At 70.2% G+C, this 18,409-nt stretch carries 18 protein-coding genes and 4 pseudogenes; 15 read left to right on the forward strand and 7 right to left on the reverse strand.

Translation table 11 applies throughout. The annotated features are described in order from the left end of the window. The first annotated feature begins 19 nt into the window (after positions 1-19). Positions 20-2,224, forward strand: coding sequence for an ATP-dependent DNA helicase RecG (locus BW730_RS02545; RefSeq protein ID WP_077684881.1), 2,205 nt, complete (start codon positions 20-22; stop codon positions 2,222-2,224). A 73-nt stretch (positions 2,225-2,297) separates the two neighbouring features. Then, positions 2,298-2,795 (forward strand): annotated as a pseudogene (locus tag BW730_RS02550) (RsmD family RNA methyltransferase); the annotation flags it as partial. Positions 2,796-2,804: 9 nt separating this feature from the next. On the opposite strand, the gene BW730_RS02555 reads toward BW730_RS02550, so the two are convergent. The 5 genes from BW730_RS02555 to BW730_RS02575 form a co-directional block, all read right to left on the reverse strand. After that, positions 2,805-3,470, reverse strand: coding sequence for a response regulator (locus tag BW730_RS02555; RefSeq protein ID WP_077684882.1), 666 nt, complete (start codon positions 3,468-3,470; stop codon positions 2,805-2,807). Beyond that, positions 3,467-4,696 (reverse strand): sensor histidine kinase, encoded by a 1,230-nt coding sequence (locus tag BW730_RS02560; RefSeq protein ID WP_077684883.1) that lies wholly within the window; start codon positions 4,694-4,696, stop codon positions 3,467-3,469. The genes BW730_RS02555 and BW730_RS02560 overlap by 4 nt, the downstream gene beginning before the upstream one ends. Further along, on the reverse strand, positions 4,693-5,532 hold the full coding sequence (locus BW730_RS02565) for an ABC transporter permease (RefSeq protein ID WP_077684884.1): 840 nt from the start codon (positions 5,530-5,532) through the stop codon (positions 4,693-4,695). Before BW730_RS02565 ends, BW730_RS02560 begins: the two co-directional genes overlap by 4 nt. Continuing rightward, complete coding sequence (locus tag BW730_RS02570) at positions 5,529-6,455, reverse strand: ATP-binding cassette domain-containing protein (RefSeq protein WP_077684885.1); 927 nt, start codon at positions 6,453-6,455, stop codon at positions 5,529-5,531. Before BW730_RS02570 ends, BW730_RS02565 begins: the two co-directional genes overlap by 4 nt. A gap of 115 nt (positions 6,456-6,570) precedes the next feature. Then, positions 6,571-6,867: a hypothetical protein gene (locus BW730_RS02575; protein ID WP_077684886.1), complete on the reverse strand. Its 297-nt coding sequence runs from the start codon at positions 6,865-6,867 to the stop codon at positions 6,571-6,573. Between the two features lie 101 nt (positions 6,868-6,968). Here BW730_RS02575 and BW730_RS02580 point away from each other — a divergent pair, with 101 nt between their 5' ends. Genes BW730_RS02580 through BW730_RS02590 form a run of 3 tightly spaced genes read left to right on the forward strand, consistent with a single transcriptional unit; the run spans position 6,969 to position 8,821 of the window. Then, positions 6,969-7,643, forward strand: a complete 675-nt coding sequence (locus BW730_RS02580) for a hypothetical protein (RefSeq protein ID WP_077684887.1) — start codon at positions 6,969-6,971, stop codon at positions 7,641-7,643. A gap of 58 nt (positions 7,644-7,701) precedes the next feature. Further along, positions 7,702-8,178 (forward strand): pantetheine-phosphate adenylyltransferase, encoded by a 477-nt coding sequence (gene coaD / locus BW730_RS02585; RefSeq protein WP_077684888.1) that lies wholly within the window; start codon positions 7,702-7,704, stop codon positions 8,176-8,178. Between the two features lie 10 nt (positions 8,179-8,188). After that, the gene (locus BW730_RS02590; RefSeq protein WP_077684889.1) at positions 8,189-8,821 is read left to right on the forward strand and encodes a hypothetical protein; all 633 of its coding nucleotides are present in this window, start codon (positions 8,189-8,191) and stop codon (positions 8,819-8,821) included. Here BW730_RS02590 and BW730_RS02595 read toward each other — a convergent pair. After that, positions 8,809-9,570 carry a hypothetical protein gene (locus tag BW730_RS02595; RefSeq protein ID WP_077684890.1) on the reverse strand — a complete coding sequence of 254 codons (762 nt, stop codon included), beginning with the start codon at positions 9,568-9,570 and terminating at the stop codon, positions 8,809-8,811. The genes BW730_RS02590 and BW730_RS02595 overlap by 13 nt on opposite strands. A gap of 123 nt (positions 9,571-9,693) precedes the next feature. On the opposite strand from BW730_RS02595, the pseudogene BW730_RS02600 reads away from it, so the two are divergent. The 9 genes and pseudogenes from BW730_RS02600 to BW730_RS02625 all read left to right on the forward strand — a co-directional run bounded on the left by BW730_RS02600 (position 9,694) and on the right by BW730_RS02625 (position 16,392). After that, positions 9,694-10,241, forward strand: a pseudogene (locus BW730_RS02600) (YceD family protein). A 30-nt stretch (positions 10,242-10,271) separates the two neighbouring features. Further along, on the forward strand, positions 10,272-10,463 hold the full coding sequence (gene rpmF / locus BW730_RS02605) for a 50S ribosomal protein L32 (protein ID WP_077684891.1): 192 nt from the start codon (positions 10,272-10,274) through the stop codon (positions 10,461-10,463). A 23-nt stretch (positions 10,464-10,486) separates the two neighbouring features. Continuing rightward, positions 10,487-11,047: pseudogene (gene rnc, locus BW730_RS18985) on the forward strand (ribonuclease III); the annotation flags it as partial. A 120-nt stretch (positions 11,048-11,167) separates the two neighbouring features. Beyond that, positions 11,168-12,007, forward strand: coding sequence for a bifunctional DNA-formamidopyrimidine glycosylase/DNA-(apurinic or apyrimidinic site) lyase (gene mutM, locus BW730_RS18990; RefSeq protein ID WP_226997183.1), 840 nt, complete (start codon positions 11,168-11,170; stop codon positions 12,005-12,007). Further along, positions 12,004-12,573 (forward strand): GtrA family protein, encoded by a 570-nt coding sequence (locus tag BW730_RS02615; RefSeq protein ID WP_077684893.1) that lies wholly within the window; start codon positions 12,004-12,006, stop codon positions 12,571-12,573. Before mutM ends, BW730_RS02615 begins: the two co-directional genes overlap by 4 nt. Before the next feature lie 3 nt (positions 12,574-12,576). After that, positions 12,577-13,755, forward strand: coding sequence for a chromosome segregation SMC family protein (locus tag BW730_RS18995; protein ID WP_226997007.1), 1,179 nt, complete (start codon positions 12,577-12,579; stop codon positions 13,753-13,755). Between the two features lie 407 nt (positions 13,756-14,162). Then, positions 14,163-14,267 (forward strand): annotated as a pseudogene (locus tag BW730_RS19685) (hypothetical protein); the annotation flags it as partial. 155 nt (positions 14,268-14,422) lie between these two features. Then, positions 14,423-16,114: a coiled-coil domain-containing protein gene (locus tag BW730_RS19005; protein WP_226997008.1), complete on the forward strand. Its 1,692-nt coding sequence runs from the start codon at positions 14,423-14,425 to the stop codon at positions 16,112-16,114. Positions 16,115-16,194: 80 nt separating this feature from the next. Then, the gene (locus tag BW730_RS02625; RefSeq protein ID WP_077684894.1) at positions 16,195-16,392 is read left to right on the forward strand and encodes a hypothetical protein; all 198 of its coding nucleotides are present in this window, start codon (positions 16,195-16,197) and stop codon (positions 16,390-16,392) included. A 1-nt stretch (position 16,393) separates the two neighbouring features. Here BW730_RS02625 and BW730_RS02630 read toward each other — a convergent pair whose 3' ends face one another. Next, entirely contained in the window at positions 16,394-17,080 is a 687-nt protein-coding gene (locus BW730_RS02630; protein ID WP_145952691.1) for a hypothetical protein, read from the reverse strand. An 83-nt stretch (positions 17,081-17,163) separates the two neighbouring features. On the opposite strand from BW730_RS02630, the gene ftsY reads away from it, so the two are divergent. After that, a complete protein-coding gene (gene ftsY / locus BW730_RS02635) occupies positions 17,164-18,393 on the forward strand; it encodes a signal recognition particle-docking protein FtsY (RefSeq protein WP_077684896.1) in 1,230 nt (409 codons plus the stop codon). Positions 18,394-18,409: the final 16 nt, after the last annotated feature.

Consider the following 18,409-nt stretch of genomic DNA (forward strand, 5'->3'; position numbering starts at 1 on the left):
GGGTCGCTAGGGTTGCCCCATGGCGAACTGGCGCACCCCCATCTACCGCGAACTGGCGCGCCGCCTCGTCGACGTCGTCGGAGGAAAGACGGCGGGGGAGTTCGCAAAGCTCGGCATCGGCACCGTCGACGATCTCGTGCGGCACGTGCCGCGCCGCTACATCGCGGGCACCGAGATGACCTCCTTCGACCAACTGCAGGTCGGCGAGGACGTCGCCGTGATCGCCAAGGTCGTCCGCTCCGAGATCAAGCACAGCCGCGGCACGGGGCGCGTGCAGGCGAGCCTCACCGACGGCTCCGACTACCTCTCGCTGTCCTTCTTCTCCAAGCGCAACCACCTGCTCGAGTACTGGGCAAAGCAGTTGGCGCCCGGGTCGCGCGGCATCTTCGTCGGGAAGGTCGGCGCGTTCAACGGGCAACTGCAACTCACGCATCCCGACTACGTGATCCTCGACGGCGCCCGCGTCACCGGCGGCAAGAACTCGCCAGCGCGCGAGGCGATGGAACGCCAGGTACAGCGCGCCACCCTCGTCGGCCTGTACCCGGCGTCGTCGAAGCTGCCGACCTGGGTGATCGCCGACTCCATCGAGATGGTGCTGCCGTCGCTGCACGGAGACACGCTTCCCGAGTGGATCGTCGAGCGGGCAGGGGTGCTGCCCTTCGAACACGCCCTGACCGCCGTCCACGAACCCACCTCCATCGAGCAGGCCAAGGTCGGCGTCGACAGGCTCCGCTTCGACGAGGCCTTCGGCATCCAGTTGGCCATGGCGACCAGGCGACGCGAACTGGCAGGCCAGAAGGCCACGCCGAGGCCGCGCAGGGCGGGCGGCATCCTCGACGCGTTCGACGAGCGACTCCCGTTCACCCTGACGCAGGGCCAGCGCGACGTCGGCGACCTGATCTTCGACGAACTCGCCGCGTCATCGCCCATGAACCGGTTGCTGCAGGGCGAGGTCGGCTCCGGCAAGACCATCGTGGCGCTGCGGGCCATGCTCGACGTGGTCGACGCGGGCGGCCAGGCCGTGCTCCTGGCCCCGACGGAGGTGCTCGCGAAGCAGCACTACCACTCGATCACCAGGATGCTCGGCGACCTCGGGGAGGGCCGCCAACTGGGCGCCCACCCCGATGCCACCGGCGTCGTGCTGCTCACGGGAAGCCGCACCACCGCCGCCAAGCGGGAGGCCCTCAACGACATCGTCACGGGCGACGCAGGCATCGTGATCGGCACCCACGCGCTGCTCAGCGACCCCGTCACCTTCTTCGACCTCGGACTCGTGGTCGTCGACGAGCAGCACCGCTTCGGCGTCGAGCAGCGCGCCGCGCTGTCGGCCAAGGCCGAGAACAAGCCCCACACGCTCGTCATGACCGCCACTCCCATTCCCCGCTCGATCGCCATGACGGTCTTCGGCGACCTCGAGGTCAGCGAACTGCGCGAACGCCCAGCGGGCAGGCAACCCGTCCAGACGGTGTTCGTCAACACCATGAAGCACCCCACCTGGGTCGACCGGGGGTGGGAGCGGATCCGCGAGGAGGTCGCCGACGGGCGCCAGGCGTTCGTCGTGTGCCCCGCGATCACGGGCTCGCAGGTCGAGGCGGGCATCGAGGCCGACGGCGAGCGGCAGTTGGCCGCCGTCGAGGACCTCGCACCGCAACTCGCGGCAGGCCCGCTCAAGGGCCTCAAGATCGGCGTGGTGCACGGCAAGCAGAACGTGACGGAGCGTGACGACACCATGGCAGCGTTCGCCGCAGGCACCGTCGATGTCCTCGTCGCCACCACCGTCATCGAGGTCGGCGTCGACGTCCCCAACGCGTCGGTGATGGTCGTCATGGACGCCGACCGGTTCGGGCTCAGCCAGTTGCACCAGTTGCGTGGCCGGATCGGCCGCGGCGAGCACGCGGGCCTCTGCCTGCTGCTCGCCCCCGTCTCCGAGAACCTCGACGCCGAGACCCGGCTCGGCGCGATGGCCGCCACCGACGACGGCTTCGAACTTGCCGAACTCGACCTGACCCTGCGCCGCGAAGGCGACGTGCTCGGCGCCAACCAGTCCGGCCGCGGCTCCCTCAAACTGTTGCGCGCGCTCACCGACGCCGACGTGATCCGGCAGGCGAAGGTTCTGGCCGAGGAGGTGCTCGACGACGAGCGCGCGGCCACCGACCCGCTCCTTGCCGACCTGATGACCAAGGCGGAGGAACTCGCGGCGGGCGAGTGGATGGAGAAGTCGTGAGCCGGATCATCGCGGGCAGCGCCAAGGGGCGAAGGCTCGCCACCCCAAGGGCGCCAACACGCGCCCCACCACCGACCGGACCCGCGAGGCGCTCTTCTCGGCCCTGGTGAGTTGGTTCGACACCACCGACGCCGAGCCAGCGGCCCAACTCGCGGGCGTGGCCGTCCTCGACCTGTACGCGGGCTCTGGCGCGGTCGGGCTCGAGGCCGCAAGCAGGGGAGCGGGGCCCGTGATCCTCGTCGAGGCCGACCGCCCGACGGCCAGGCTGATCGAGGCCAACGGGCGCGACCTCGGGCTCCGCGTCGACGTGCGCGCGGCGAAGGCCGAGGCGGTCGCGGCGGGTGCAGGCAGGGCGTTCGACCTGGTCTTCCTCGACCCTCCCTACGGCGTGCCGACCGAGACGGTCGAAGCCCTGCTCGCCTCGCTGGCTGACGCCGCCCTGGCGCCGCGGGGGCTCGTGGTGGTGGAGCGCTCCGCCCGGGACAGGGCCCCCGAATGGCCAGCGGTGTTCACTGACACCTGGGAGAAGAACTACGGCGAGACGACGCTCTACTACGGGTCGCTCGACTGACGCGGTGCCTTACCCGACGATGCCCAGTTCGTAGGCGCGGATCACGGCCTGCACCCGGGTCGCGACCCCCAACTTCGCGAGCACCCGACCGACGTGCGCCTTGACCGTCGACTCGCTGAGGAACAGTTCCTGCGCGATCTCCGCGTTCGTCAACCCCCGACCGATCAGCACGAATACCTCCCGCTCCCGCTCCGACAGCGCGCCGAGCGCGGCGTCGGGATCGGCCGCGGTGGAGCCGGCGCCGAGGTGCGGGACGGCGACCTCGATCAGCTTCGACGTCACGCGGGGCGAGACGACGGCGTCGCCGGAGTTGACGGTGCGCACCGCGGCGACCAGTTCGTCTGGTCGGGTGTTCTTCAGCAGGAAGCCCGCCGCGCCCGCCTGCAGCGCGCCGAAGGCGAACTCGTCCCGGTCGTAGGTGGTCAGTACAAGCACCCTGGTGTCCGGGTGGGTGGCGTGCAGGGTTCGGGTCGCCTCGATGCCGCCGACGCCGGGCATCCGCACGTCCATCAGCACCACGTCGGGGCCGAGCAGGTCAACCATCCGGATCGCCTCCGCGCCGTCGGACGCCTCGCCGACCACCACGATGTCGTCCTGGGCCTCCAGGACGAGCCGGAACCCGTAGCGCACCAACTCCTGATCGTCGACCAGGAGAACCCTGATCCGGTCGCTCACTTCTCGCCGCTCCTCACCGGCAGGTGCACATGCACCCGCCAACCGCCCCCGTCGCGGGGGCCGGACTGCACCTCGCCATCGTAGAGCGCTGCCCGCTCCCGGATCCCGAGCAGCCCGCGGCCCGGGTCTGTGGAGGTGGCGGCCGCCTCCGACGCGTCCTCGACGAGGATCTCGACGGTGTCGCCCAGGCTGAGCCGCACGAGGACCTCCCGCACGCCCCGCGCATGGCGCAGCGCATTGGTCAGCGACTCCTGGACGATCCGGTAGATCGTGAGGCCGAGCGCCGGGTCATCGGGCAGGCTGCCCGAGAGTTCGAGGCTGACCGGCAGCCCCGCGTCACGGAACTCGTCGATCAGGCCAGGCACCTGTGCGACCCCAGGCTGCGGCACCTCGCCAGGCCCCTCGTCGCCCCGGACGCGCCCAAGCAGCCTTCGCACCTCGCCGAGTGTTCGCCTACCCGTCTCCGCCACCCGACCGATCGCCGCGCGGGACTCCTCGGGTTTGCGCACCGCAGCGGCCTCCGCGCCGTCAGCCAGCGCGATCATCACCGACAGGCTGTGGGCGATCACGTCGTGCATCTCGCGGGCGATCCGCTCCCGCTCCTCGGCGACGGCGATGCTCGCCCGCTGGTCGCGCTCGAGGCGCAGTTGCTCGGCCCGGTCGACGAGCGCGGCGACGTGGCGCCGTCGGTGCCCGACGTTGACGCCGAGCAGTGTCGCGATCAGGGCAGCCGCCGCGAGCAGCAGGAAGAAGTTCAGCCACTCCGTTGCCAGGTCGGGCACGCCGACCCTCGGGGAGAGACCGAGCAGCGGCGGCCCGTTGTGCAACCGGTTCACGAGCAGCGCCGCGCCGATGGCGTCGACGAGGGTTGCGGCCGCGAGCCACAGCCAAGCGGTCCCGGCGCGCAGGATCAGACCCGCCCGGTACAGCAGCGCCACGGCCAGGATGGCCTCTGCGCCGCTGCCGAACGCGAACGACGCCAGCGCAAGCACGAGCGACGCCACGAAGGCGGCCAGCGGGAACTGGTGCCGGACGGCCAGGGTCGCGACCCCGCCCGCGGTCAGCAGCAGCATCGGCCACAGGGGCGTCACGATGCTCGACTCGACCGACAGGAAGATCATGCCCGCCGACAGCAGCAGGTAGGTGGCGGCGAGCACCAGGTCCGACGGCGAGCCGCGCCGCCCTCGCGCGACCGCCGTCACCTGGTTCCCACTGTCCTGGCTCATGCGTCCCTTCGTAGCAGAGCCACCGCCCCACAGGCGAGCGCGAGCGACGCGGTGAAGGCGGCAAGGAGCCACCCGGCGGCCGGGTTGATGTGGCCGTCCCACAGCGAGAGGAAGGGGGCATCGGGCAGCGGGACCCGGGCCATCGCGTCGCCTGCGTTGCCGATCAGGAGCAGTCGCACGACCCGGGAGACGACGCCGTAGGGGAGGTAGGTCGACAGGATCGGGCCGAGCATGGTCGCGAAGAACACGACGCAGGCGCCCGCGGTGGTGGAGCGAAGCAGCGCCCCGAGGCCGAGGCCGAACACGCCGCACAGGCCCAGGTAGCCGGCCGCGCCGAACAGCGACGAGAACACCTGCGGCCCGAAGGCCGCCTGCAGGCCGAACTCGGCGTAGAACGGATAACTCGCGGCCCAGGCGAGCGTCACGGTCACCAGGCCGGTGGCGGTCAGCACCACAAACAGCAGCACCGCCTTCGCCAGCAGCGCCCTGAGCCGGGTCGGGGCGGCGAGCAGGGTGGCTGCGATGGTTCCCGAGGAGTACTCGGAGCCGATGCACAGCACCCCGATGACGCCCGCCATGATCTGGCCGATCAGCACCGTCGGCATCGTGACCTCGCCCATCGTGGTCTGGATGTTGAACGTCGACGGGGGAACCGACGACTTGAGACCGATCGCCAGGAACATCGAGCCGCCGAACCCGACGACCGCGATCGCGATCAGCGTGAGGTAGAGCGAGGGCAGGCTGGAGAACTTGATCCATTCGGAGCGCAGCAGGTGCGCGAAGCGCGGCTCCCGCGCGACGCTGGTGGCTCGGGCAGGTGCGGTCATGGTGGTCATCGGGGTGCTCCCATCTCGAGGGTCTGCGAACGGTAATCGACGGCGCCACTGGTCAGCGCCAGGTAGGCGTCCTCGAGGGAGCCGGTGATGGTGGAGACCTCGTACAGCACGACCCCAGCGGCGGCCGCGGACTCCGCGACCTGCTCGGCGCCCATGCCCGCGATGTCGACGGTGCCGTCGGCGCCGGTGGTGATCGTGACGCCAGGGCCCGCGACGGCCGAGGTCAGACGCTCGACGTCCCTGGTGCGGACGCGGACGCTCTCGTGCGTGACGCCGTCGATGACCTCGCGGAGCGGGCCGTCGGCAAGGATGCTTCCCTGGCCGATGACGATCAGGTGGTCGGCCGTCTGGGTCATCTCGCCCATCAGGTGCGAGGAGAGCAGCACGGTGCGGCCCTCGGCGGCGAGCCTTCGCAGCAGCGAGCGCATCCACATGATCCCGTCGGGATCGAGGCCGTTGACCGGCTCGTCGAGGATGACGGTGCTCGGGTCGCCGAGCATGGCAGCCGCGATGCCGAGGCGCTGACCCATGCCGAGCGAGAAGCCTCCGACGCGCCTGCCAGCAGCCGACTCGAGGCCCGCCAGGGCGATCACCTCGTCGACGCGGGAGGCGGGGATGCCGTGCGTCGCGGCGATGCCGCGCAGGTGCTTGTACGCGGTGCGGCCCTTGGCAGCGGCGCGCCCGTCGAGGAGCACCCCGACCTCGCGAAGCGGGGCGTCGAGGTCGCGGTAGCGCCTCCCGTTGACCTCCGCGGTTCCCGAGTCGGGCCGGTCGAGGCCGACGATCATCCGCATGGTCGTGGACTTGCCCGCCCCGTTGGGGCCGAGGAAGCCGGTGACCTTTCCCGGCTGGACGGTGAAGTCCACGCCGTCGACGGCGAGGCGGTCGCCGTAGCGCTTTGTGAGAGCGTGTGCTCGGATCATGAATTCACACCTTTCGTTCGTCATCGACGCTACGAAGAGGTGGGTGCTCCGACAACGGTTCCCAGGTGCCGTCCGGCCTGGCGACCGGTACCAGGGTCCTACCGTGGGCGGGTGCTCAGGTGCCAAGGCCCCGGTGTGCGCTCCAGCGGCGGCCCGCCTCGTCCGCTGCCCTGTCGATCAGGTCGCGCAACTCCTTGCGGTCGGGGACGACGAAGGAGACGTAGCCCCCTCGTCCGCCCGCCACCGGGCGCCCGTACGCCTTCGCCGCGAGCGTTCCGTCGGGCAGCATCCGCACCGTCAACGACTGCAACTCGAACTCCTCGCCGCGGCGCGAGTCGCGCCAACGCAACTCCTCCGGGATCGCGACGTTGATCGCAAGGGCGCTGACCGCGGACTCGTGGAGGCTGGACATGGCCCGATCCTCGCACACGGCCCAGACGGTAAACTCAACGCTGGCTGACAAGGAGGGTCGATGCCCCACTGGCTGATCTCGCGCGGCGTCCGGAAGCGGTCGTGACCGGCCTCCTTGCGCTGCTGTGCCTGCTGACGCTCGTCGGCGGGCTGGTGGCGGGCGCAGCCCAGGTCCGCGCCGACCAGCGCTTCTTCCGCTCGCGCGACCGACCGCGCGAGTTGTTCACCCAGCGCGATCCGAAGGGCCCGGTCGGCGACCTTCCCCACGAGTGGACCGTCGACGACGCCAGATACCGCGCCCAGCCAAGGCCGCTTCCACCGCGCTTCCCGGCGAGACAGGCATCGCTGCGCCGCGTGCACGAGGTCAAGGCCCGGCTCGGCGCGCTGCGCACCGACCTGGTGTGGGTGATCGAGCATCCCTCGCTGTTCGACGGTGCGACCCCGGCCTCCAGCGCGATGTTCGAGGCCATCGCCCGCTGGGACGACGAGTTCGAACATCTCTCGGACCGCGAGGCCGACCTGTATGCGGGCCAGATCGAGGACGCCTTCACCGGCGCGAGGCGGGCCGCTGAGCGCCTCGGGCTCGGCTTCTACGCCGAGGCCGACCGCGGCGAGGCCGAGATCGCCCTGAAGTTGGTCAGCAAGGCCCGCTCGACCACCGGTCCGGAGGCCGCCGCGCTGATGGACAAGGTCGCCGAGATCCTCACCCGCCTGCTGCCCTTCGATCCCCAGGCGGCGCTGCCGCGGGGCAGTGCCCCCGGCGCTCCGCCCGCCTGAGCGCTCCGCGACTCCGCGGCGCGGTACTCTCGCCTGAACCACCTGCGGAGGAGCAACGTTGAAGGTTCTGTGCCCCGGGTCGTTCGACCCGATCACCGTCGGACACCTCGACATCATCAGGCGCGCCCACGCCCTGTTCGGGGAGGTGGTCGTCGCCATCGGAAACAACTCCACCAAGAGCTACCTTTTCGACTTCGACGAGCGTGTCGACCTCGTCAAGGGCGCCACCTCCGACCTGGACGGCATCACCGTCGAGGCGATGGACGGCCTGCTGGTGGACTTCTGCAACGACCGGGGGATCCCGGCCGTCGTCAAGGGGCTCAGGTTCGGCGCCGACTTCGACTTCGAACTGCAGATGGCACACATGAACCAGGAGATGGGCGGCATCGAGACAGTGCTGCTGCCCGCGGCCCGCGAACATGTCACGCTGAGCTCGACCATCATCCGACAGGTCGTGCGGCTCGGCGGCGACGTCAGCCGCTACGTGCCAGCCAACGTCCAGACCGTGCTCGCGGCCCGGTTCCCGCGTCGGTAGGCGACTCGCTGTGGACTTGATCATCCCGATCCTGATGGGGCTCGTGCTGGTGGCGGTCGCGATGGGCACCAGGGCACGGAAGGGGGGCCTCGACCGCTACGGCATCGAGGACGACCGACGGGAGACATGGGCGGAGGCGCCCGCCATCCCCGCGGCGCTCCCGCTGCCCGCCGTGTCCCGCTTCCCAGCCAAGGAAGCCTCGGCGGCGCGGATCGAGGCCGTCAAGGAGCGCCTCGGCGAGCTACGCACCGACCTGGTCTGGGTCATCGAGCACCCCTCGCTCTTCGACGGCGCGACGGCCGAGTCCGCCCTGATGTTCGAGAAGCTCGCGGCCTGGGGTGACGAGTCCAGGTATCTGTCCGACCGGGAGGCGCACAACCTGGCCGGCGCCGTCGAGGACGCGTTCACCGCGGCGAGGCGTGCGGCGGAGACGCTGGGCCTCGACTTCTACGACGAGTCTGGCCGCCAAGAGGCCGACGTCGCCGTGAAGCTCGTCGCGAAGGCAAGGTCGACCAGTGGGCCGGAGGCACGGCTGTTGATGGACAAGGTGGCCGAGATCCTCGCACGTCTGCTTCCCTTCGACGTCCCCGAGGCGATCACCGCGACGCGCGTGACGCTGGAACCGGGAGATCAGGCCCCGTAGCCGGTCGCCTCGCTCGGCGCGTCGATCTCGCGCGGATGACGACCGGGCAGGAGCGCGATCTTCTGCCAGATCTCGCGACCCATGCCGCTGGTGAGGTCCTCGATGCTGTCGACGGTCTGCAGCACCGTGTTGTCCTGCGAGTGCTCGGCGAACAGCGCGGCGGTCTTGCCCACCAGCGACAGCATCTCGGAGCAGTAGTCCAGGTAGTTGCTCAACTCGCCCGCCGTCATGTGGATGTCGACGCTCTGGCTGGTCGGCCGGAAGTCGGAGCGCAGCCGGTCGGGGTCCTTTGTCAGTTGGTGCATGTCGATGACGTGCGCGAGCGACCTGAGCTTGTGCAGCGCTGCCAGGTCGTGCGCGCGCTCCCAGCGCAGCGGCAGTTGCCACAGGAAGAACACCGCGATGCTGACGAACACGATGTCGTTGATCACCGACTCGACGATCTGCACCCACTGCCAGACGCTGCCCGGCTGCTGGTCGTCTGCGGCCTGCCCGATCAGCACCACCAGGGCGATCAGCAGCACGGCGATCAGGCCGACGACCGCGACCCGCGAGGCGACCCGCAGCGAGGCGTACCAGCGTGCGCGTGGGCGAAGGAGCAGTTCGTCGATGGCGCCGGAGAGCGACTGCGAGACCTCGCTCAGGTTCCGGTCGGGAAACCTCGCCCTGATCCGCTGGGTGAGCCGGTCCACCGTCGCCTGCACGGCGAGGGCGTCGAGGCGCTGATAGTCGCGTGGTTCGGCGGACATGGCCGTACCCTAGCGGCGCGCCCGCTCAACGGGCGCCGGGGATTTGGCCGGGCAGTCGCGCCACGGTAGAGTTGGCGGTCGGTCATGACGAGATTCATGGACGGTCTACGAAGGAGATCCGACGTGTCACCCGTGCATTCCCAGCCCGATCGGCGCTCGCCCCTCGTTTTCGAGGTGCACGAGCTCGGTCGACGCGCAGGGGCATGCAAGCGGATCGACACCACGGTACCTGCGCCGGCCGACCTTGGCATCGAAGTGATCGGAGTGCCGAAAGATTCCGACATCGAGCTCGACCTGATGCTCCAGTCGGTCTCCGAAGGCGTCCTGGTCTCGGGAACCGCGACCGTGCAACTGCACGGCCAATGCGCCCGCTGCCTGGACGGCATCGAGGACGAAGAAACCTTCGATGTGCAGGAACTCTTCTTCTATCCCGGACGGGAAATAGAGGAGGACGAGAGCCTCGTCATCGACGAGACGATCGACCTCGAGGATGTCCTGCGCGACGCCGTGGTGCTCGAGTTGCCGTTCACGCCTCTGTGCAGGGATGATTGTCTGGGCCTGTGCCCGAATGCGGTGTCAATCGCAATCTCGACCCTGACCATGGGCATGGAGAGTTGATCGACCCTCGCTGGGAGAAGCTCTCCGAACTGACCGGGGACACCCCAAACTGAGTTTGAGTCGCAAGACATAAGGAGAAGATCGTGGCCGTTCCGAAGCGGAAGATGTCGCGCAGCAACACCCGTTCGCGTCGGGCGCAGTGGAAGACGTCCGTCGTCCCCACCGTGGTCTGCGCCAACCCGGCGTGCCGCGAGCCCCACCTGCAGCACACCGCGTGCCCGAGCTGTGGCCAGTACGGCCCCCGCGGCGAGCGCCGTCAGGTCCTCGAGGCCTGAGCACAAAGCTGGCACCCCGCGAAATGACGCGGGCGAGTAGGCTCCAAAACCGGCTGAAAGAGCTGGGCGTCGAGGTCGACGCCCAGCTCTTCGAGTTGTCTTTTACCCACCGCAGCTACGCCTACGAGCACGGCGGGATCCAGTCGAACGAACGGCTCGAGTTCCTGGGCGACGCGGTGCTGCAGATCGTCGTCACCGAGCACATCTACCGCACCTACCCCGACCTCAGCGAGGGCCAACTGGCCAAGCTGCGGGCAAGCGTGGTCAGCTCGGTCGCGCTCGCCGAGGTCGCCAAGACCCTCGACCTAGCCCAGCACATCCTGCTCGGCAAGGGCGAGTTGGCCACGCACGGCACCGAGAAGACCTCGATCCTGGCCGACACCATGGAGGCCGTCATCGGGGCCATCCACCTGTCGGCAGGCCCCGACGCGTCCGCGCTTTTCGTGCACCGCACCTTCGACCCGCTGATCGAGGCGTCCGAGACGACGGGCGACTACGCAGACCACAAGACCGTGCTGCAGGAGATGTGCGCGTCCCGCGGTTGGGGGCTGCCCCGCTACGACGTCAGCGGCGCCGGCCCCGACCATCAGCGGGTCTTCACCGCGAGCGTCATCGTCGACGGCAAGTCAATGGGGAGGGCACCGCGCCGAGCAAGAAGCGCGCCGAGCAGATCGCCGCGCGCCTCGCCGTCGGGGAGCTCGCAGGTGCCTGAGCTTCCCGAGGTCGAGGTCGTCCGTCGCGGCCTCGAGACACACGCCGCTGGCCGGGTGATCGACGCGGTCACCGTGCTGCACCCACGGCCCGTCCGCTCGCACCAGGTCGGGCCGGACGCCTTCGCGGCCGAGCTGACGGGGCGCCGCGTCGACGCGGTGCGCCGCAAGGGCAAATACCTGTGGCTGGTGCTCGGCGACGACGCGCTGATCGTGCACCTGGGGATGAGCGGGCAGTTCCGGATCGGCGACGCCGCCGACGACCTGCTGCGCAACACCCGGCTGCTGTTCGACCTCGACGACGGCAGGCAACTGCGCTTCGTCGACCAACGCATGTTCGGAGGGCTCGAGATCGTGACCGGCGGCGCCGTCGACCCCGTGCCGCACATCGCCCTCGACCCCTTCGACGAGCGCTACGACGAGTCGGACGTCGCCAGACGGCTGCGGGCCCGGCGCAGCACCGTCAAGCGCTCGATCCTCGACCAGTCGCTGGTCAGCGGCATCGGCAACATCTACGCTGACGAGGCGCTGTGGCGCGCCCGCGTCCACTTCGAACAGCCCACCGCAGACCTCGGCCCCCGGAAGGCGCTGACCCTGCTGCGCGCCGCCCGTGACGTGATGGGCGAGGCGCTTGCGCAGGGCGGCACGTCGTTCGACTCGCTGTATGTCGACGTCAACGGTGAGTCAGGCTACTTCGCCCGCGGCCTCGACGCCTATGGTCGGGAGGGACAACCCTGCGGCCGCTGCGGGGCGCCCATCGTGCGCCGCAGCTTCATGAACCGCAGCTCATACCTTTGCCCGAGGTGCCAACGGGCCCCGAAGGGACATCGATGATCAAGGACCTGACAGCCAAGTACGGCAACACGATTCGCCAACTGTTCAAGTTCGGCCTGGTCGGCGGCTCCGGCGTCATCGTCAACATGATCGTCGCGGTCGTGATGAACAAGCTCAACGGCGGCTCCGCCAATGCGCAGGACGTGCTGTTCGGCATCGGGAACACCCAGTTCAACTTCCGCTTCAGCATGCTGGTGTGGATCGTCGCGTTCCTGGTCGCCAACCTGTACAACTTCCAGCTCAACCGGTGGTGGACGTTCAAGTCACACAAGCACGCGGGCTGGTTCAAGGAGTTCTGGCCCTTCCTCGCGGTCGGCTCCGTCGCGGCGCTCGTCGGCATGTTCCTGAAGTGGGCCATGACCAACCCGACCAGCCCCGTCTACCTCCCGGAGCCGTTCTTCCACGAGGAGACGGGCCTTCGCTCCCGGGAGTACTGGTCGCAACTGATCGCCATCATCATCACCATGCCGATCAACTTCATCGTCAACAAGCTGTGGACGTTCCGGGCCGTGCGCGCAGGCAACCAGGCCCACCACGAGGCGCCCGAGGTCGAGGCCGCCGAATAAGCCATGTACCTGAAGAAGCTCACCCTCCGTGGGTTCAAATCCTTCGCGTCAGCGACGACGCTGCTGTTTGAACCGGGCATCACCTGCGTCGTTGGGCCTAACGGATCCGGAAAGTCGAACGTCGTCGACGCGCTCAGTTGGGTGATGGGCGAACAGGGCGCCAAGACGCTGCGCGGCGGCAAGATGGAAGACGTCATCTTCGCGGGCACCACCAAGCGCGCCCCGCTCGGCAGGGCCGAGGTCGAACTCACCATCGACAACTCGGACGGGGCGCTGCCGATCGAGTACACCGAGGTGACGATCACGCGGACGATGTTCCGAAGCGGCGGCTCCGAGTACGCCATCAACGGCGCCTCCGCCCGGCTGCTCGACGTGCAGGAACTGCTGAGCGACTCCGGCATCGGGCGCGAGATGCACGTCATCGTCGGGCAGGGACAGCTCGACGCGATCCTGCAGGCCACCCCCGAATCGCGCCGAGGCTTCATCGAGGAGGCCGCAGGGGTGCTGAAGCACCGCAAGCGCAAGGAGAAGGCGCTGCGGAAGCTCGACGCGACGAAGGCCAACCTGGAGCGACTCCAGGACCTGGTCGCCGAACTGCAGCGCCAACTCAAACCCCTCGGGCGCCAGGCGCAGGCCGCCAGGAAGGCCGCCGTGATCCAGGCGGAGCTTCGCGACGCCAAGGCCCGGCTGCTCGCGGACGACCTCGCCACCGAGCAGGCAAAGCTGGACGCGGAACTGGCCGACGAGGCCGCCGCGGCAGCGGCGAAGGCGCGCGCCGAGCGCGCGGTCGCCGACGCGCAGGCAGAGGAGGAGGCCGCCGAGCGGCGCCTCAAGGCGGCCGCGGCCGACTACGACAGGGCACAGGAGCAGTGGTATGCGCTGGCCGGGTTGCGCGAGCGCGTCACCACCACCATCTCCATCTCGGCCGAGCGGATGCGGGCCGGGGAGAACCAGCCGTCGCTCGACGTCGGGGCCGCGACCCGGAGGCCCTCGAGGCGGAGGCCGCAGAGGTCAGGGCGCGCGAGCAGGCACTCCGCAAGGCGGCGGACGAGGCGAACGGGTCCCTCACCGACGCGACGCTCAGGCGTAACGGCGCCGAGCACCAGCACGCGGCAGCCGAACAGGCCTACGCCGCGGCGCTGCGTGCCATCGCCGACCGTCGCGAGGGGCTCGCCAAGCTGACCGGGCGCGTCAACTCCATCAAGTCACGCCTGGAGGCCTCCGACGAGGAGGTCGCCCGGCTGGGGGCCCGCCGCGATGAGGCCCTGGCACGCGCCGAGGAGTCAGCACGGCAGTTCCACGGCACCGAGTCCTCGCTTGCGGGGCTCGGCGCCTCCGAGTCCGACCTCGACCGGCTCTTCGAGGAGGCCTCCGACGCTGTCGCCGAGGCCGAGCGACAGGCCTCCGACCTGAAGGCCCGAGAGACGGAGACCGGAAGGCGGCGCGCCGCGCTTGAGGCCAGGATCGAGGCCCTGCGGCTCCTCAGCGAGGTCAAGGACGGCACCGCGGACCTGCTCGGCGCCGGGCGGGACGACGTCGTCGGACGCCTCGGCGACCTGATCGCCGTCGCACCCGGCCGGGAGAGGGTCGTGTCGGCCGCGCTGCGCGGCATGGTAGAGGCGGTCGTCGTCGACGGCCTCGACGGGGCCCTCGCGGCCGCGGGCTTCCTCGCCGACTCCGACCTGGGCCGCGCGCCGCTCGTCGTCGCCGGGGCACCGCACGGGCCGCAGGCCCGCCCGGCGGGATTCCCGGTCCGCGACCTCGTCACGGCCCCGAGCACCTGGCCGGGGCGCTTGACCGGCTGCTCGCCGGCGTCGTCGCCGTCGATGGGCCGGCTGAGGCGGCCGCCGTGGTCGCCCAGCATCCCGATGTGGTCGCCGTCACGCCGGAGGGCGACCTCTACTCGTCCTGGCTCGTCGAGTCCGGGTCGGCGGCAGCGCCGTCGCTGCTCGAGGTCCAGGCCCAACTCGCAGAGGCGCAGGACGCGCTGGAGGCCGCAGTGCGCACCGCGGAGGCCCTGCGGTTCGAGACGGGCTCCGTCGCGGCCCTGCTGGAGGACGCCCGCGCCGCCGAGCAGGACGCGCTCGCCCAGTTGCACGCCTCCGACGCCCAACTGGCCGCCGTCGCCGACCAACTCAACTCCCACCGGCAGGGGCAGGCGACCGCCACCCGGGAGGCGGAGCGGCTCGCGGAGGCCATCGAGACGGCACGGGCCGCGCGGGTCCGCGACGAGGAGTCCCTCGCCGAACTCACCGGACGCCTGGAGGCGGCCTCCGCCGAGGACGACCTGGCGGAACCCGACCCGACCGAGCGCGACGCCCTCGCCGCCGAGGCCCGCCGCGCCCGGCAGGCCGAGATGGACGCTCGCCTCGCGCTGCGCAGCGTCGAGGAACAGGCCAAGGCCATCGCGGGTCGGGCCGACTCGTTGCAGCGGGCCGCCCAGCACGAGAGGCAGTCCCGGGCGAAGGCGCAGCAGCGCGCCGAGCAGTTGCGCAGGGAGGCGCAGGTCGCCCGCGTCGTGCACGAGGCCGCGCTGGTCCTCGCCGACCGCGTCGAGGGCACCAGGCAGCGCGCCGCCGCGCAGCGCGACGCCGCCGAGCAGGCCCGCCGCGAGGCCGAGTCCGGCACCACTCAGGCACGGCACGCGTCGAAGGCCGCCGCTACCCGGCTCGACGAGATCGTCCGCGGCGCCCACAAGGACGAGATGGTGCGGATCGAGCACCGGATGCGGATCGAGCAACTCGTCGACCGCTCGCTCAGCGAACTCGGCCTCGAGCCTGAGCAACTCGTCGCCGAGTACGGGCCGGACCAGCGCGTCCCGGTGCTGACCCGCCCAGACGGCACCGCCCTCACCGACGAGGACGAGCAGCCAGAGCCCGTCGCCTACGACCGCGACAAGCAGACCTCCCGGCTCCGCGCCGCCGAACGCAACCTCGCCATCCTCGGACGGGTCAACCCGCTCGCGCTCGAGGAATTCGACGCCATGACGGCGCGACACCAGTTCCTCGCCGAACAGTTGGAGGACCTGCGCCAGACCCGCACCGACCTGATCGACATCGTCGCCGAGGTCGACAAGCGCGTCCAGGAGGTCTTCGAGGCCGCCTACCTCGACGTCGAGAAGAGCTTCCGCTCCGTCTTCGCGCGGCTGTTCCCCGGTGGCGAGGGCAGGCTGATCCTGACCGAACCCGGCGACTGGCTCACCACCGGCGTCGACGTCGAGGCCCGCCCCGCGGGCAAGCAGGTCAAGCGACTCTCGCTGCTCTCTGGCGGCGAGCGGTCGCTTGTCGCCGTCGCCTTCCTCGTGTCGCTGTTCATCGCCCGGCCCAGCCCCTTCTACATCCTCGACGAAGTGGAGGCGGCCCTCGACGACGCGAACCTCGGCCGCCTGCTCGGCATCTACGAGGAACTGCGCGCCAACTCCCAGTTGCTCATCATCACGCACCAGAAGCGGACGATGGAGATCGCCGACTCGCTCTACGGCGTCACGATGCGCGGCGACGGCATCTCGACGGTCGTGTCGCAGCGTCTCGCGGAAGGGTGACGCGCCGCGCCGGATAGTGGGGATACCGAGGATCGCTGGCACAATGGGTGACGCTTCCCCAGCGTTTGTGAGGTTCTCCCATGATGTTCGCCGTGTCGATCACGCTCCTGCTCATCCTCGTGGCCGCGGCCGCGGTCTTCCTGGTCGTCGGCGTCTCGTCCGGGCACGTCCGGGTCAAGCACCAGCGCGTCGAACAGATCGCGCTAGCGGCGGACCAGCGCCTCAACGGCAGGGGAGAGGTGCCCCAGTTCCTGCAGCGCCTCGACAACCGCCGCTGAGCTACTCCGGGTACGCATACTCCAGGCTCGCCTCTGTGGCCGTCGCACCGGTCGCCGGGCTCGGGTTGAGCTTCAGCAGCGTCAACTTCGCCGCGCCGACCTCTGTGCCGTGGGCACCCACCTGCACCGTCCGCTCGTCGCCCGCAGGGTCGCGGTAGGTGACCTCCACGGTGCGGTCCGCGAGGCTCAGCAGCGTCAGCGACGAACCGTCGTCGAGTTCGATGCTGTCGCCCGCCTTCAACGTGACCTGTTGCCACGTCGTGGCGCGGGGCGCGGGCTGCTCTATCTTCGGAATCTGGAGCGTCGCGGAGTCGCCCGCTGAGATCAGCGTGACGGTGACGCCGTCGACGCTGACGGACTCGTCCGCGCGAAGCAAGATGTGCTCGCCCGTCTCGATGACGGCGAACGTCGCGACGCCGTCCTGCGACCCGGTATAGGCGACGGAGCGGTCCGCGGAGATCTGGCCCACCGCCATCTTGTTGATCTGCACCCACGCCATCCCCTGCGGCGGCGTGATGGGTCGCGTGGGCGTCGGGGCCGGGGGCGTCGGGGTCGGGCGCTCGGTCGGGGAGGGGCTGGTCGCGGGTGGTGGATCGGGCCTCGTGGGCACCGGTCCCGGCGACTGGCAGCCCGTCAACGTCACCACCCACGCCGCGATGAGCGCCCCTACCGCTCGGTCAATGCGCATCTGACAACCTCCTTTGGTAAGCAAGGTAGCGCCTCGGCGGATCGGATGCGCCGATGCAGGGCTGTCGGCCTCCCCTCGGTAGGATGACCGGCGTGTGGATTTTCTGGACAGTAATCGCGATCGTCGGCCTCGCCATCCTCATCGGAGGCGCCGTCGTCTACCTCGACGGACGCAAGCAGCGTGAGCTCGAACAGGCCGAGAAGGGCGAACTGGAGGCGGCCACCGGCGACGAGGACGTCGTCGTCGCGCCCCCTCTGTCGGAGTTCGACGACCCCGAGGGTGCGGGCGTCGGGGTCGAGACCATCGAGCGGCCCGCCGAGCCCGTCGTCGAGGCCGAGACGGTCGCCGTCGAGGAGCCCGTCGCCCCCGAACTGGACCGCCCCGAGGCCCCGCTCAGCCGCTGGGCGCGGCTGCGTCGCCGGCTGTCCTCCAGCAACAACGCCCTGGCCCGCGCGCTCGCGGACCTGCTCTCGGTCGACAAGATCGACGCCGACGTCTGGGACGACTTCGAGACCACGCTGATCACCTCCGACCTCGGCGTCGGCCCCGCCACCGAGCTGACCGACGCGCTGCGCAAGCGGCTCGCCGTCGATGGGGTCGCCGACCCGGCCGAGGCCAAGGAGGTCCTCACCGAGGAACTCCTGAAGCTGGTCGACCCGAGCCTCGACCGCTCGCTGAACCTCACCCCCGCCAAGGAGGGCGACCCGGCCGTCGTGCTGGTCGTCGGCGTCAACGGCACCGGCAAGACCACCACGGTCGGCAAGCTGGCGCGCGTCCTGGTCGCTGACGACAAGTCGGTCGTACTCGGCGCCGCAGATACCTTCCGCGCCGCAGCCGCCGAGCAGTTGGCGACCTGGGGTGAGCGCGTCGGCGTCGAGACCGTCCGCTCCGACGTGGACGGCGCAGACCCCGCCTCCGTCGCCTTCGACGCCGTCGCCAAGGGCGTCGAGAGCGGCGCCGACGTCGTGATCGTCGACACCGCTGGGCGGCTGCACACCAAGACCGGCCTGATGGACGAGCTCGGCAAGGTCAAGCGCGTCATCGAGAAGAAGGCCCCCGTCACGGAGGTGCTGCTCGTCCTCGACGCGACCACCGGCCAGAACGGCATGACGCAGGCGCGGATCTTCGCGGAGGTCGTCGACGTCACCGGCATCGTGCTGACCAAGCTCGACGGCTCCGCCAAGGGCGGCATCGTGGTCCAGGTCCAGCGCGAGCTCGGCGTCCCCGTCAAGCTCGTCGGCCTCGGCGAGGGTGTCGACGACCTGGCCCCGTTCGACCCCGAGGGCTTCGTCCAGGGCATCCTCGGCGAGTAGCCGCCCGCCGGCTGCC

This window comes from Tessaracoccus aquimaris (genome assembly GCF_001997345.1).
Classification (GTDB): Bacteria; Actinomycetota; Actinomycetes; order Propionibacteriales; family Propionibacteriaceae; genus Arachnia; species Arachnia aquimaris.